The sequence below is a fragment of the Streptomyces africanus genome (assembly GCF_002150735.1).
In the GTDB taxonomy this organism is placed as follows: Bacteria; Actinomycetota; Actinomycetes; order Streptomycetales; family Streptomycetaceae; genus Streptomyces; species Streptomyces africanus.
On sequence record NZ_MUKA01000269.1, the window covers coordinates 1 to 13962 of the forward strand.

A 13962-nucleotide genomic window follows, 5' to 3' on the forward strand; every position below is an offset into this window, starting at 1 on the left:
CATCGCCGACCTCGGCTGCGGGCATGGGTCCTCCTGGTGTCCGTGATGACCGTAAGGGACGCGCACACAGCGTGACAGCCGAATTATCTTGACGTCAAGAAAATCAACATCAAGAGACTCTACGTCGACACAACCACTACACTGATCGCCATGGAGGACGAGGTCGACCGGCTGGTCGCAGCATGGCGCCGGGAGCGCCCGGACCTCGACGTCGAACCGCTCGAGGTGCTCAGCCGCGTGAGCAGACTGGCCCGGCATCTGGACCGGGCACGCCGGCTGGCCTTCTCGGAGCACGGCCTGGAGCCGTGGGAGTTCGACGTCCTGACGGCGCTGCGCCGCGCGGGCACGCCGTACCAGCTCTCGCCGGGACAGCTCCTGACCCAGACCCTGGTCACATCGGGCACGATGACGAACCGCATCGACCGCCTGGCGAAGAAGGGCCTGGTGGAACGCCTCCCCGACCCCAGCGACCGCCGAGGCGTCCTGGTCCGGCTGACGGCCGAGGGCCGGGACCGCGCGGACCAGGCCCTGGCGGGGCTGCTGGACCAGGAGCGCGCGATCCTCGCGGAGCTCTCCCGCGCCCAGCGCGGCGAACTGGCGGGGCTGCTACGCCAGCTGACCGCCCCGTTCGACAACATCCCCGGCTAGGTCGGCGGGCCCCACTCCGGCACGCCGGGCCAGGGCGACGGCGGCGAGCGTGGAGTGCACGCCCAGCTTGCCCAGCACGTTCTGCATGTGCGTCCGCACCGTGTGCGGCGACAGGAAGAGGCGCTCGGCGACGGCCTTGCGCCCCAGCCCCGCCACCATGCACCGCAGCACTTCCCGCTCACGCGGAGTGAGGGACTCGACGAGCCGCTCGCTCTCCGTGCGGTGCTTGCGCGCGGCGGTCAGTTCCCGCAGCACGCCGGTCAGCAGGGCCGGCGGCAGATGCGTCTCGTCGCGCAGCACGCCCCGGATGACCGTGAGCAGCCGGGACAGCGAGCAGTCCTTGGCGACCCATCCGCAGGCCCCGGCCTGCAGGGCGAGCGCGGCCCGGCGCGGGTCGTCCTTCTCGGCGAGCACGACGATCCGTACGTTCGGCTGCGCGGACCGCACGCCCGCGACGAGGGAGATCCCGTCGACGAGCCCGTCCTCGTTGCCCTCCTGCACGGGTACGGCCGGGCGGGCGCCCGGCACCTTGCCGCCCAGATCGGCGTCGACGAGCAGCACGTCGAACCGCCGCCCCTCGGCGACCGCCCGCTCCAGACTGCGCAGCGCGGCCGGGCCGCTGCCGGCCGCGGAGACGTCGACATCGGGCTCGGCGGCCAGGGCCGCCGCGAGTGACTCGGCGAAGATGCGATGGTCGTCGACGACCAGGACTCGGATGCGAACCACGTAACCCCCTCCCCCAGGCTCCATAAGAGCAGGGGATACCCCATCGTCGGAAGACGGCACCGCACGGGTACGACCCCGGGGTGCCCGGATCTGCTGCACCTGTCCGTCCGTCCTCACAGCAGTCCGGCCGGGTCGCCGCAGCCGCACGGCCGCCGCCGTGCAGAAACCGCTACCCCCACCCCGGGTGTCGTACCCGGCTGTCTCGCCCCCTGATCGGCACCGGCCCCCACCGGTGCTGTTCATCAGAGTACGGCCGGGGGCCCGGAGCGGAAGGTTATTTGCAGAACTGACTGCCCTGCGCGTTTATGGTGTGCCGCATGTTCCGTCTTGAGACAGAAGTCGACAAGGCCCGACGTGATCTGCTCCGTACCCGCCTGCGGGAAACGAACACGGCCGCCTCTCCGGTGCTGCGCGCCCTGCGCGGGACACCGGACGAAAGGGACGTCCCGTTGCACGTGTGGGCTGTGAACGACACGGACGACCGCATGGCGGGCGGCCTCGTCGGCTACACCTGGGCGTCCTGGCTCCACGTCACGTACCTGTGGGTCGACGAGCGCCACCGGGGCCGGGGCATGGGCGCCCGGTTGCTTTCGGAGGCGGAACGCATCGCCTCCCGCGACCGGGGCTGCCACGCGGCCCGCCTGGAGACATGGGACTTCCAGGCCCCTCGCTTCTACGAGAAACAGGGGTACGAGGTGGTGTGCGTGGTGCCGGACTACCCGCCGGGGATCACGGAGTACACGCTGACGAAGCGCCTGGGCTGACGACCTCGTCGCCGTCGCGGTTCGGCCCACCGATAGCGTTGATCCGCTTGACTTGTCCCCCCCCACATCAACGGGAGCACAACGTGAACCGCCCCGCTCGGCTCGTGACAGCCGCGCTCACCGCATCCGCGGCCCTGCTGCTGACCGCCTGCGGCTCGGGGGGAGGTGACGGGGCGTCGTCCGACAAGATCGCCGGTGCGGACTCGGCCGATTCGCCATCGGCCTCGCCGTCGGTGTCCGCGACGGCGGACGGGATCGATCGGCCGGAGATCAAGCTGCCTTCGGACATGAAGCTGGTCTTCGAGGGGCGGCAGACGGGCGACGCTCAGAAGGACGCGATCCTGGCGGACAACGAGAGAACCGTCAGCACGGTGTGGCAGGCCATGGCCTACGGAGACATCAAGAAGTCGGGCATGGCCTTCTACTACACGGACAACGCGCTGGTGGGCATCTACCAGTACGCGAAGGGCGCCATCGCCAAGAAGACCAGCTGGGCCGGCACCCTGCGTTACTTCGACCGCCAGGTGACGGTGTTCGACAAGAAGTCGGCAGCACTGACGTACTGCGTCGACGAGAGCAAGGCTGACCTCAAGAACCGCGAGACGAACAAGCTGCAGGGCACCAAGACCACGCCCGACAGCTATGTCTTCTACAACCTCGGCCTGAAGAAGAACGAGGACGGTGTCTGGCAGACGTGGGATCTCACCGAGGACCGGGGGTCGCAGAAGTGCCAGCCCTGACGCGGTGCGTGGGAGTGACCGCGCTCACCACGGCGCTGGTCGGCCTCGGGACATTTCCGGCCGCGGCTGGAGGGTTCGACACCATCGGTCCCCAGGAGAGGAAAACCTCCGGCGACTCGTCCGGCCGGGCTCTGGAATCCCGCGTCACCATCAAGGTCCCGGGTTCCAAGGCGAAGGACAGCGGTCCGATCACCTCCACCGCCGTGGACTGGGAGCCGCCGGCGTGCTGGTACGAGCCGTACTGGAAGGCCAAGGACTTCAAGACCTTCAACGAGGCCAAGTGGTCCATGTACGAGTCCGTCGGCGGCGCGCCCGAGGGCATCGCGGACCTCAAGGCGCGCTACAAGGGAGGCCACCCCTACAAGGACTTCAACGTCGACAAGAACGACGAGGGCATGTGGTGGGTGGCTGTCAGGAATCCGGAGATGAAGGACGACCCGGCAGCCAAGGCCTGCACGCGTGATCCCTTCTGGGTGGACAACGGCAAGAACCCCGGCGTCCCCCAGGCCATCGACACCGAGACGCTCGCCGGGCTTGCGCATCAGCGGACCGTCGTGCCGCCGACGAAGGTCTCCCTCGCGCCGAACGGCAAGTCGACGGTGAACGCCCCCACCTGGGTCTGGCTGGACAAGGGCACCTTCAAGCCCGTCTCCGTCACGGCGAGTCTGCCCGGTACCGGGCTGTGGGCGACCACGACCGCCAAGCCGGTGAGCCTGCACCTCGATCCGGGGACGGAGGACGCGGAGAGCCTTCCGTCGTCCGGCGAGTGCGTGATCAACGACGACGGGTCGATCGGAGAGCCGTACGCCAGGGGCAAGGCGGAGCTGACGCCTCCGTGCGGGGTGCGGTACCTGCGGTCCTCGGGGGACGGTTCCTACGGCCTCAAGGCGACTCTCACCTGGGAAATCAGCTGGGAAGGCGCGGGCGGCACCGGCGGCGACCTGCCCAGCGGAACGTTCGCCACCACCACCGATGTGGCGGTCCAGGAGTACCAGGCCGTCAACCGCTGACGTCGCGGAGAAGCGAGCGGGCGCCCTTCCTCGTGGAGGACAGGGCGCCCGATCGGTCGGTTCGTCAGCGCAGACGGCGTGCCCCCGCTGCGGGCACCGCCTCGAAGACGCGCGGTGCCGTGAAGCCCGCCGCGGCGAAGGATTCCTGGATGGCCTTGGTGAGCGCGTCCACGTCCGGCTCCTCCGCCAGGACGATCGCCGAGCCGCCGAAGCCGCCGCCGGTCATGCGGGCGCCCAGGGCGCCGGAGGCGAGGGCCGTGTCGACGACCAGGTCCAGTTCGGGGCAGGAGATGCGGAAGTCGTCCCGGAGGGAGGCGTGGCCCTCGGCCAGGACCGGGCCGATCGCGCGGGTCTCGCCCGACTCCAGCAAGGACACCACCCGTTCGACGCGCTCGTTCTCCGTGACGATGTGGCGGACCAGGCGGCGGACCTCCTCCTCGTCGCCGAGGCGGGCCAGGGCCGCGTCCAGGTCGGCGTAGGGGATGTCCCGCAGGGCGTTGACGCCGAGCAGCGCCGCGCCCTTCTCGCAGCCCGCGCGGCGCTTGCCGTACTCGCCCTCGCTGTGGGAGTGCTTGACCTGCGTGTCGACCACGATCAGGCGCATGCCCTCGGCCGCCAGGTCGAAGGGGATCTGGCGCTGGGAGAGGTCGCGGGTGTCGAGGAAGAGGGCGTGGCCCGCCTCGCAGCACGCCGACGCGGTCTGGTCCATGATGCCGACCGGGGCGCCCACGTAGACGTTCTCCGCGCGCTGGCACAGGCGGGCCAGTTGCCAGCCGCGGAGGTCGAGGGAGAAGAGGTCGTTGAGGGCCAGCGCCACGACCACTTCCAGCGCCGCCGAGGACGACAGGCCCGCGCCCGACGGGACCGTGGAGGACAGGTGGATGTCCGCGCCGGTCACCGCGTGGCCGGCCTCGCGCAGGGCCCACACCACGCCCGCCGGGTACGCCGTCCAGTTCTTGTCCGACTCGGGGGACAGGTCGTCCAGGCGGAGTTCCCTCACCCCGCCCTCGACGTCCTCCGAGTGGAGGCGGAGCACGCCGTCCGCACGGCGGGAGACCGCCGCCACCGCCTGGTGCGGCAGGGCGAACGGCATGACGAAGCCGTCGTTGTAGTCGGTGTGCTCACCGATGAGGTTGACGCGGCCCGGTGCCGCCCAGACTCCGTGCGGCTCGGCGCCGTAAAGCTCCGTGAACCGCTCGGCGACCGCCCCGGCGGCCTTGTCGGCAACAGCCTCGCTCATGCCTGACCCCTGACCCTTCGTTCCGTACTAGTTGTCGCGCCGCTGCGCGAATGCCCAGGCGTCCGCGACGATCGCGTCGAGGTCCGCGCGGGACGGGTTCCAGCCCAGCTTCTCGCGGGCCGTGGCGGCCGATGCCACCAGGACCGCCGGGTCGCCGCCCCGGCGGGGGGCGACCACTTCCGGGATCGGGTGGCCGGTCACCCGGCGGACCGTCTCGATGACCTCGCGGACGGAGAAGCCGCTGCCGTTGCCGAGGTTGCAGATCAGGTGCTCGCCGGTGGTGGCGGCGTCCAGCGCCAGCAGGTGGGCGCCGGCCAGGTCCGCGACGTGGATGTAGTCGCGCACGCAGGTGCCGTCCGGCGTCGGGTAGTCGTCGCCGAAGACGGAGATCGCGTCGCGCCTGCCCTGCGCGACCTGGAAGACGAGCGGGATCAGGTGGGACTCGGGGTCGTGGCGCTCGCCGTACTCGCCGTACGCCCCGGCCACGTTGAAGTAGCGCAGCGAGACCGCGCCCAGGCCGTGGGCGGCCGCCTCACCGCTGATCATGTGGTCCACCGCGAGTTTCGAGGCGCCGTAGGGGTTGGTCGGGGAGGTGGGCGCCGACTCGACGATCGGGACCTGCTCCGGCTCGCCGTACGTCGCCGCCGTCGAGGAGAAGACGAGCTTGCGGACGTCCGCCTCGCGCATCGCCGCGAGCAGGGCCATGGTGCCGACGACGTTGTTGTCCCAGTACTTCTCCGGCTTCGCGACCGACTCGCCGACCTGCGAGAAAGCGGCGAAGTGCAGGACCCCGTCGAAGGAGGGGTCCAGCCACTTGGCGGCGTCGCGGATGTCGCCCTCCACGAAGGAGGCACCCGCGGGGACGGCCTCGCGGAAGCCGGTGGAGAGGTTGTCGAGGACCACGACCTCGTGGCCTGCTTCCAGCAGGTGCTGGGCGACCACGCTGCCGACGTAACCCGCGCCGCCTGTCACCAGGTACTTCCCGCTCATGAACTCGCTACCTCTCGCAGTCGCTCGGCCGCGCGCTCCGGCGGCACGTCGTTGATGAAGACGTTCATACCGGACTCGGAACCCGCGAGGAACTTCAACTTGCCGGAAGTGCGGCGGATGGTGAAAAGCTCGAGGTGAAGCGCGAAGTCTTCCCGCACGACCCCGTCGAATTCCTCCAGCGCGCCGAACGGGGCCTGGTGCCAGGCCGCGATGTACGGGGTCGGAGGCTCGCCCTCACCGAAGATCCGGTCGAAGCGCCTCAAGAGTTCCAGATAAATCTTGGGGAACTCTGTGCGCGCGGCCTCGTCCAGCCCGAGCAGGTCGGGCACGCGGTGCTTGGGGTACAGGTGGACCTCGTACGGCCAGTGCGCCGCGTACGGCACGAAGGCCACCCAGTGGTCGCCCTCCAGGACGACCCGCTCCTCGGCGAGTTCACGCTCCAGGACGGCGTCGAAGAGGTTCTCCCCGCCCGTCATCTCCTTGTGGGCCGCGACGGAGCGGAGCATCAGGGCGGTGCGCGGGGTGGTGAAGGGGTAGGCGTAGATCTGTCCGTGCGGGTGCTGGAGGGTCACGCCGATCTCGGCGCCCCGGTTCTCGAAGCAGAACACCTGCTCGACGGAGGGCAGATGGGACAGCTCCGACGTACGGTCCGTCCACGCCTCCAGTACCAGGCCGGCCTGCTCTTCGCTCAGGCTCGCGAAGGACGCGTTGTGGTCGGACGTGAAGCAGACGACCTCGCAGCGGCCGGAGTCGCCGGCCAGTGAGGGGAAGCGGTTCTCGAACACGACGACGTCGTACGACGAGTCCGGGATCTCGCTCAGCCGGTCGCCCTCGGAGGGGCACAGGGGGCACTCGTCGGCCGGCGGATGGTAGGTGCGGCCCTGGCGGTGCGAGGCGACGGCGACACTGTCGCCGAGCAGGGGGTCGCGGCGGATCTCGGACGTGGTGACGGTGCGGTCCAGCGGGCGGCGGTCGGCCGCGTCCCGCACGGTGTCGTCACGCAGGTCGTAGTAGATGAGCTCGCGACCGTCGGCCAGCCGGGTCGAGGTCTTCTTCACGCCGGACTCCTCATCCTTCAAACATAACCAAACATATCAAAACACGACTCCCCCCAATCGTCAACATCACAATCAAACAAAGAGCATCATCAGACGTGTTCAATATCTGAAGACCGAGGCGTAGATTCCGCGAGGTATCGGTTCACGCAACGAAGCGAGGGCTCATGCATCCCCCCACGCATCCCCCCGTCCACCTGGCAGCCGAGCTGCGACTCCCCACGAACTGGCTCGACTACACGATCCTCGGCATCTACTTCGTCGTCGTCCTCGGCATCGGCTTCGCCGCCCGCCGCTCGGTGAAGACCAGCCTCGACTTCTTCCTCTCCGGCCGTTCCCTGCCCGCCTGGGTCACCGGCCTCGCGTTCATAGCCGCCAACCTGGGCGCCACCGAGATCCTCGGCATGGCCGCCAACAGCGCGCAGTACGGCGTCTACACCACGCACTGGTACTGGATCGGCGCCATCCCGGCCATGGTCTTCCTCGGCCTGGTGATGATGCCCTTCTACTACGGCTCCAAGGTCCGCTCGGTCCCGGAGTTCCTGCTGCTGCGCTTCGACAGGGCGGCGCACCTGCTCAGCTCGGTGCTCTTCGCCTTCGCCGCCATCCTCATCGCCGGCGTCAACCTCTACGCGATGGCGATCGTCGTCGAGGCGCTGCTCGGCTGGCCGGAGTGGGTGGCGATCGTCGTCGCCGGCTTCTTCGTGCTGGCGTACATCACCCTCGGCGGTCTGTCCTCGGCGATCTACAACGAGGTCCTGCAGTTCTTCGTCATCCTCGCCGCGCTCATCCCCATCACCGTGCTCGGCCTGAAGAAGGTGGGCGGCTGGGACGGTCTGTCCGACTCCCTCACCAAGTCCCACGGCGCCGACTTCATGACCTCCTGGGGCGGCACGGGCATCGGCAGCGCCAACCCGCTGGGCGCGAACTGGCTGACGATCGTCCTGGGCCTGGGCTTCGTGCTCTCCTTCGGCTACTGGACGACGAACTTCGCGGAGGTGCAGCGCGCCCTGTCGGCGAAGAACCTCTCGGCGGCCCAGCGCACCCCGCTCATCGCCGCGTTCCCGAAGATCTTCATCGTCTTCCTGGTGATGATCCCGGGTCTGGTCGCCGCGGTGCTGGTCCCGAAGATCGGTACGGCCGGCTCCGACCTGCAGTACAACGACGCGATCCCGTACCTGATGGAGCAGTTGCTGCCCAACGGGGTGCTGGGCATCGCCGTGACCGGTCTCCTCGCGGCCTTCATGGCGGGCATGGCGGCGAACGTGTCGTCGTTCAACACGGTGTTCACCACGGACATCTGGGCGAAGTACGTGGTGAAGGGGCGGGAGGACGCGTACTACGTGCGCTTCGGCCGTCTCATCACCGCGATCGGCGTCCTGGCCTCCATCGGCACGGCCTTCCTGGCGTCGTCCTTCTCCAACATCATGAGCTACCTCCAGACGCTGTTCTCCTTCTTCAACGTGCCGATGTTCGTCGTCTTCATCATCGGCATGTTCTGGAAGCGGACGTCGATGAAGTCGGGCTTCTGGGGGCTGCTCGCGGGCACCACCGCCGCGATGGTCAACTACTTCGTCCTCTACAAGCAGGGCATCATCGACATCCCCTCCGACCAGGGAGCCAACTTCGTCTCGGCGATCGCGGGGTTCGTCGCGGGCGCGGTCGTCATGGTGGCGGTGTCGCTCTTCACCGCGCCGAAGCCGGCCGAGGAACTCCAGGGGCTGGTCTACGGCACGACCTCGCCCGGCATGGCGGAGCCGCCGGCCCCCGGGGACGAGGCCTGGTATCGCAGGCCGGCGCTGCTGGGGTGGGGCGCGATCGTGCTGGCCGCGGCCTGCTACATCCCGTTCTCGTTCTGACCGAGGGAGGATTGACAGATGTCCGAGTTCTACTCCGACAAGGACGTGCAGCGGGAAGTCACCGAGCTGCAGGGCAAGTCGGCGACGGCCGCGCGGCTGTTCGACATCCGGCGGATCATCGGTGGGCTGTTCGTGGTCTACGGCGTGATCGTCACGATCGCTGGGTTCACGGCGTCCGATGCCGACCTCGACAAGGCGGAGGGCGTCAACATCAACCTGTGGACCGGGCTGGGGATGCTCGCGCTCGGGGTGTTCTTCCTGGTCTGGCTGAAGCTGAGGCCGGTGGCGCCCGTGCCGCCGGACGCCGTGCCGGGGGATGAACCGAGGGAGTGACGGCGGGCGCCCGGTGGCCCTGGTCCGGCGATCCGCCCGCCACCGTCCGCCGCCCCGCAGCGCGGCCGCGGCGCCGACGGGCGAACGGCGGGCGGCACGCTGCCGCGCATGGCCCGCCGCCCAGAGGCCGCGGAGGGTGCACCGCGGCCGACGCCGGGCCGGCGGCTGGCGCGGCTCGTTCCGGGTCGCGCGCAGCCGCCACCGAGCCATCGCGGCGCCGCGCGGCGGCGCGGTGGTTGCCGTCCGGATTCGAGGCCGCCGGCGAAGCCGCCGCGGCACCGACCGCCGCGGGCGGGAAGGCCGCCGCCCCCGGTGAGTGAGCCGTTGAGCGGGCTACCGGGCGCTGGCACGATCAACTCATGGATCTCCTTGGGTTGTTACCCCCGTTCGTGGTCGCCGTGCTCCTCATCTCGGCGTCGCCGGGGCCGGCGATGATATTGATCTTTCGGCAGGCGGCGTTGCGCGGATGGCGGGCGGCCGTACCCACCGTCCTGGGGCTCGAAGCAGGTCTGTACGTGTGGGCGCTGGCCGCCGGTGCCGGTCTGACCGCTCTCGTGGCGGCCTCCGAGGTGGCGTTCGTCGTGCTGCGCATGGTCGGTGCGGTGTTCCTGGTCTACCTCGGCGTCAGGGCATGGCGTACGGCGTGGCGCAGCCGCACCCGCCCGGAGGCCGCACCGGCGGACGCACAAGAGCCGATCACGCCTCCCGTGAGCCGAGGGGGATGGTGGGCGTCCTTCGGCGAAGGAACAGTGGTGATGCTGGCCAACCCCAAGGCCGCCTTCTTCATGATCGCGTTCTATCCGCAGTTCGTTCCGGCAAGCCGTCCGCTGTTCGCCACGACCGCGCTGCTGGCCGCGGTGCAGGTGCTCATCGAAACGGCGTTCTACCTCAGTCTGGCCGCTGTGGTGGGCCGCACCGGCGCCTGGTTCCGCCGGCCGCGGATCCGGCGTCGCGTCGACGCGGTCAGCGGAGGCGTGCTGGTCGCCTTGGGGCTGCGCCTGGCCACGACCACGCGCTGAACTCCTTCCGCGCGGCCCGGGCCACCTCCGTACCGCGGACCGGTCAGTCCTGCCGAGTGCGCGCCGGTGCGCGGTGTCCGGTGAGATGGCGGTGCGCGGCCGCCCGGGCGTCGTCCGCCGCCGCGGACAACGCGGCCAGCAGAGCGCGGATGAGCGGGTGGCCGGCCGCTCCGGAGCGGACGGTGACCAGGATGTCCCGGTGGTGACGGGCCGCCAGGTGGTGCAGCGCGACCGGCGGCCGGCGGTCGTGCCACAACAGGTCCGGCAGGAACGCCGCCGCGTGCCCGGCCGCCACCAGTTCGGCGTGCACCAGCATGTCGGCGGTCTCGAACGCGACGTCCGGCTCGAACCCGGCCTCCTGGCACACGGCCGTCGTCCACTCCCGGGCGGGCGTGCCCGCCGGCTCCATCGCCCACGGCCGGCCGGCCAGCTCCGCGAGTTCCGCCGGGCCGGGTGTGGCCAGCCGCATGAGGTCACGCGCGAGCAACTGGTGTTCGACCTCGGTCGCGCGGGCCTGTGGCCGGCCGGGGAAGACCTCGTCGATGACGAGGTCGCAGTCCCGTGCGAGCAGGGCGGGCAGCGCGGTGTCCGGCTCGGCCTGGGTGAACGTCACCCGCACGCCCGGGTGGGTCTCGCCCAGCCAGGTCAGTGCGCGGGGCAGGAGCGCCAGTGCCGCCGTCTGGAACCCGGCCACCCGCAGTGTGCCGGTCACCTCCGCCAGGGACGCGGCGATGTCGGCGGCGGCCTGGTCCAGTTGACGCAGTACCGCCTCGGTGTGGGCCACCAGGATGTCGGCTTGCGGGGTCAGCCGCACCCGGCGGCCGTGCGGCTGGAGCAGTGGTGCCCCGACCTCGTTCTCCAGCAGGGAGAGCTGTTGGGAGACGGCGGACGGGCTGTAGGACAGGGCCGTCGCGACGGCCGCCAGCGTGCCGCGGTGCTTCAACTCCCGCAGCATCTGCAGCCGGCGCAGGTTGTACACGGTGCCCTCATCCCCGTAAGCATCAGTTTTTCTGGCCGATCATGCCCGGAAAGATTCACTTTACTGATGCAAGGGGGCTCGTGCAGCGTGGGGCGCATGGATATCGAGGCACTGCGCCGGGACACCCCTGGGGTCGCGCACCGGGTGCACCTGAACAACGCGGGCGCCGGCCTGCTCTCCCGGCACACGCTGCGGACGATGACCGCCCACCTGGAGCTGGAGGCGGAGATCGGCGGCTACGAGGCGGCCGAGCGGGAACGCGACCGCATCGACCGCACCTACGCCGACATCGCCGAACTCATCGGCGGCCGGCCTGCCGAGACAGCCCTGTTCGACAACTCCACGCACGCCTGGAACGCGGCGTTCTACTCCCTCTCCTTCCGGCCCGGCGACCGCATCCTGACCGGCCGCGCCGAGTACGGCAGCAACGTACTGGCCTACCTCCAGACAGCGCGGCGCGCCGGCGCCGAGATCGTGGTCGTCCCCGACGACGCCGACGGGCAACTGGACACCGCCGCGCTCGCCGGGCTGATCGACGAACGCACCCGGCTCGTCGGCGTCAGCCACGTCCCCACCGGCGGCGGCCTGATCAATCCGGCCGCCGCGATCGGCCGCATCACCCGGGCCGCCGGGGTGCCGTTCCTGCTCGATGCCACCCAGTCGGTCGGCCAGTTCCCGGTCGACGTCCGCGAGATCGGCTGCGACATGCTCACCGCCACCGGCCGCAAGTTCCTGCGCGGGCCGCGCGGGATCGGCTTCCTGTGGGTGCGGCCCGAGATGCTGGAGCACCTCGACCCGTTCGTCACCGAGATCGCGGCCGCCTCCTGGGACGGCGGCCGCGGTTTCCGCTGGCACGACGGCGCCCGCCGGTTCGAGACGTGGGAGAAGAACTACGCCGCCGTCCTCGGCCTGGGCGCCGCCGTGCGGCAGGCGCTGGATCTGGGCCTGACCGCCATCGGCGACCGGGCGCTGGCACTCGGCGCCGCGCTGCGGTCCCGGCTGGCCTGCCTGCCCGGCGTCACCGTGCACGACCAGGGCGAGCACCGCTGCGCCATCGTCACGGCGAAGGTCGACGGCGTACCCGCCGCCGAGGTGGCCGCCGTGCTCGCCCGGCAGGGGATCAACGTCAGCACGACCTCCCCGGGACACACGCCCTTCGACACCGAGGACCGCGGCGTGCACCCCCTGGTCCGGCTGTCGCCGCACTACTACACCACCGAGGCCGAACTCGACCGCGCCGTCGAGGTGATCGCCCAACTGCCGGGCCGGGGCCACGCCTTGCCTCGGACCTGACCATCTGTGAGGGGAACCAGCCGAAATGATCCGTGCCGCCACGACGAGCGACATCCCGGAGATCCGCGCGATGATCCGCGAACTCGCCGCGTACGAACGGGCCGCCGAGCAGGCCCGAGCCACTGACGAACAGCTCCACGAGGCGCTGTTCGGCGACCATCCGGCAGCGTCCGTCCTGATCGCCCAGGACGAGGACACGGGCGAGGCCGTGGGCTATGCCCTGTGGTTCCCGCGCTTTTCGACCTGGACCGGCACACGCGGCATGCACCTGGAGGACCTGTACGTGCGCCCGCACGCCCGCGGCGCGGGACACGGCAGGGCGCTGCTCGCCGCGCTCGCCGCGATCTGCCGGAGCAGGGGCTACGAGCGCTTCGAATGGTGGGTCCTGGCCTGGAACGAGCCGACGATCGCGTTCTACACGTCACTCGGCGTCGAACTCCTGGACGAGTGGACGGTATGCCGACTCAGCGGTGAGCCCCTCGAGCACCTCGCCGCCGAGGCCCCCGCAGTCGTGGACCGGCTTCCCGCCTCGTAGAAGGGCAGCCCGTGCAACCGCCCGTCGCGGCCGTGATCGAAGCCCACGGCACCCTGGAACGGCTCGTCGCCCACGTGACCGACCGGCAGCTCGCCGAACCGTCCGCCCTTCCCGGCTGGTCCCGTGGCCACGTACTGGCGCATCTCACCGACAACGCGAGGATGTTCGCCCGTCTCGCGGAGCATGCCCTGCGCGGGGACCTGGTGGCGGCCTACGACGGTGGCGTGGACGAGCGCGACGCGATCATCGAGGCCACGGCCGGCCGCAGCGCCGCCGAGCACCGGGCCCGGCTCGCCGCACACACAGCCCGCCTGGAGGCGGCCTGGGCACGCGCCGGCGAGGAGGACTGGAAACGTCCGGTCACGTTCCGGAACGCCGACCTGGCCGCGACCGTCCGGGCACGCTGGCGCGAGGCATGGATCCACATGACCGACCTGGACCTCGGCGTGCGGTCGGACGACTGGCCCGAGGACCTGGCCACGCACGCCATCGTGTTCCTCCTCGGCCGTCTGCCGGCAGGCACGCGCCTGTACGCCGACGATGTGCGCCGCGAGTGGTCCGTCGGCGCCCGGCCGGGCGCGCTGGTCACCGGGCGGGTGCGCGACCTGGCGGCCTGGCTGGCCGGACGCCCGCCCGCGGTCTCACCGGTAGCGGCACACGGCCTACCCGCGCTCGGGCCCTGGCCGTCCTGCCTTTCACGAGCGGAGTGCCGGCTGACCGTTGCCGGAGGACGGCGGGTGGGGCGGCCAGGGCCCGAGCGCGGGCAGGCCG

15 protein-coding genes are annotated in these 13962 nt (G+C 70.6%); 10 read left to right on the forward strand and 5 right to left on the reverse strand.

Going from position 1 to position 13962, the window contains the following annotated elements:
• Positions 1–150: 150 nt before the first annotated feature.
• On the forward strand, positions 151–648 hold the full coding sequence (tamR, locus tag CCL05_RS30310; RefSeq protein WP_037667999.1) for a MarR family transcriptional regulator TamR: 498 nt from the start codon (positions 151–153) through the stop codon (positions 646–648).
• On the opposite strand, the gene CCL05_RS30315 is transcribed toward tamR, so the two are convergent.
• Positions 607–1374, reverse strand: coding sequence for a LuxR C-terminal-related transcriptional regulator (locus CCL05_RS30315; protein WP_086563885.1), 768 nt, complete (start codon positions 1372–1374; stop codon positions 607–609). The two genes, tamR and CCL05_RS30315, sit on opposite strands and share 42 nt — an antisense overlap.
• Before the next feature lie 305 nt (positions 1375–1679).
• Between CCL05_RS30315 and CCL05_RS30320 the strand changes: the two genes are divergently transcribed.
• The 3 genes from CCL05_RS30320 (at position 1680) to CCL05_RS30330 (ending at position 3888) form a co-directional block, all read left to right on the forward strand.
• Positions 1680–2138: a GNAT family N-acetyltransferase gene (locus tag CCL05_RS30320; RefSeq protein ID WP_086563886.1), complete on the forward strand. Its 459-nt coding sequence runs from the start codon at positions 1680–1682 to the stop codon at positions 2136–2138.
• A gap of 83 nt (positions 2139–2221) precedes the next feature.
• Positions 2222–2878: a hypothetical protein gene (locus tag CCL05_RS30325; RefSeq protein WP_167409641.1), complete on the forward strand. Its 657-nt coding sequence runs from the start codon at positions 2222–2224 to the stop codon at positions 2876–2878.
• 14 nt (positions 2879–2892) lie between these two features.
• Positions 2893–3888, forward strand: coding sequence for a hypothetical protein (locus CCL05_RS30330; protein WP_244204465.1), 996 nt, complete (start codon positions 2893–2895; stop codon positions 3886–3888).
• A gap of 64 nt (positions 3889–3952) precedes the next feature.
• On the opposite strand, the gene galK is transcribed toward CCL05_RS30330, so the two are convergent.
• Genes galK through galT form a run of 3 tightly spaced genes read right to left on the reverse strand, consistent with a single transcriptional unit; the run spans position 3953 to position 7176 of the window.
• Positions 3953–5128 carry a galactokinase gene (gene galK, locus CCL05_RS30335; protein ID WP_086563888.1) on the reverse strand — a complete coding sequence of 392 codons (1176 nt, stop codon included), beginning with the start codon at positions 5126–5128 and terminating at the stop codon, positions 3953–3955.
• Between the two features lie 27 nt (positions 5129–5155).
• Positions 5156–6118, reverse strand: coding sequence for a UDP-glucose 4-epimerase GalE (gene galE / locus CCL05_RS30340; protein WP_086563889.1), 963 nt, complete (start codon positions 6116–6118; stop codon positions 5156–5158).
• Positions 6115–7176, reverse strand: coding sequence for a galactose-1-phosphate uridylyltransferase (gene galT, locus CCL05_RS30345; protein ID WP_086563890.1), 1062 nt, complete (start codon positions 7174–7176; stop codon positions 6115–6117). The genes galE and galT overlap by 4 nt, the downstream gene beginning before the upstream one ends.
• Before the next feature lie 164 nt (positions 7177–7340).
• Here galT and CCL05_RS30350 point away from each other — a divergent pair, with 164 nt between their 5' ends.
• The 3 genes from CCL05_RS30350 (at position 7341) to CCL05_RS30360 (ending at position 10384) form a co-directional block, all read left to right on the forward strand.
• Complete coding sequence (locus CCL05_RS30350; RefSeq protein WP_086563891.1) at positions 7341–9032, forward strand: sodium:solute symporter family protein; 1692 nt, start codon at positions 7341–7343, stop codon at positions 9030–9032.
• Positions 9033–9050: 18 nt separating this feature from the next.
• Positions 9051–9365: a hypothetical protein gene (locus CCL05_RS30355; RefSeq protein ID WP_086563892.1), complete on the forward strand. Its 315-nt coding sequence runs from the start codon at positions 9051–9053 to the stop codon at positions 9363–9365.
• Positions 9366–9724: 359 nt separating this feature from the next.
• On the forward strand, positions 9725–10384 hold the full coding sequence (locus CCL05_RS30360; RefSeq protein WP_086563893.1) for a LysE family translocator: 660 nt from the start codon (positions 9725–9727) through the stop codon (positions 10382–10384).
• A gap of 43 nt (positions 10385–10427) precedes the next feature.
• Here CCL05_RS30360 and CCL05_RS30365 read toward each other — a convergent pair whose 3' ends face one another.
• Positions 10428–11363 carry a LysR family transcriptional regulator gene (locus CCL05_RS30365; RefSeq protein ID WP_086563894.1) on the reverse strand — a complete coding sequence of 312 codons (936 nt, stop codon included), beginning with the start codon at positions 11361–11363 and terminating at the stop codon, positions 10428–10430.
• 96 nt (positions 11364–11459) lie between these two features.
• Here CCL05_RS30365 and CCL05_RS30370 point away from each other — a divergent pair, with 96 nt between their 5' ends.
• The 3 genes from CCL05_RS30370 to CCL05_RS30380 form a co-directional block, all read left to right on the forward strand.
• Positions 11460–12656 (forward strand): aminotransferase class V-fold PLP-dependent enzyme, encoded by a 1197-nt coding sequence (locus CCL05_RS30370; RefSeq protein ID WP_167409643.1) that lies wholly within the window; start codon positions 11460–11462, stop codon positions 12654–12656.
• Between the two features lie 25 nt (positions 12657–12681).
• The gene (locus CCL05_RS30375; RefSeq protein WP_086563896.1) at positions 12682–13191 is read left to right on the forward strand and encodes a GNAT family N-acetyltransferase; all 510 of its coding nucleotides are present in this window, start codon (positions 12682–12684) and stop codon (positions 13189–13191) included.
• Positions 13192–13202: 11 nt separating this feature from the next.
• Positions 13203–13962, forward strand: a 760-nt coding sequence (locus CCL05_RS30380; RefSeq protein WP_086563897.1) for a maleylpyruvate isomerase family mycothiol-dependent enzyme, incomplete at its 3' end; no start/stop codon positions are given.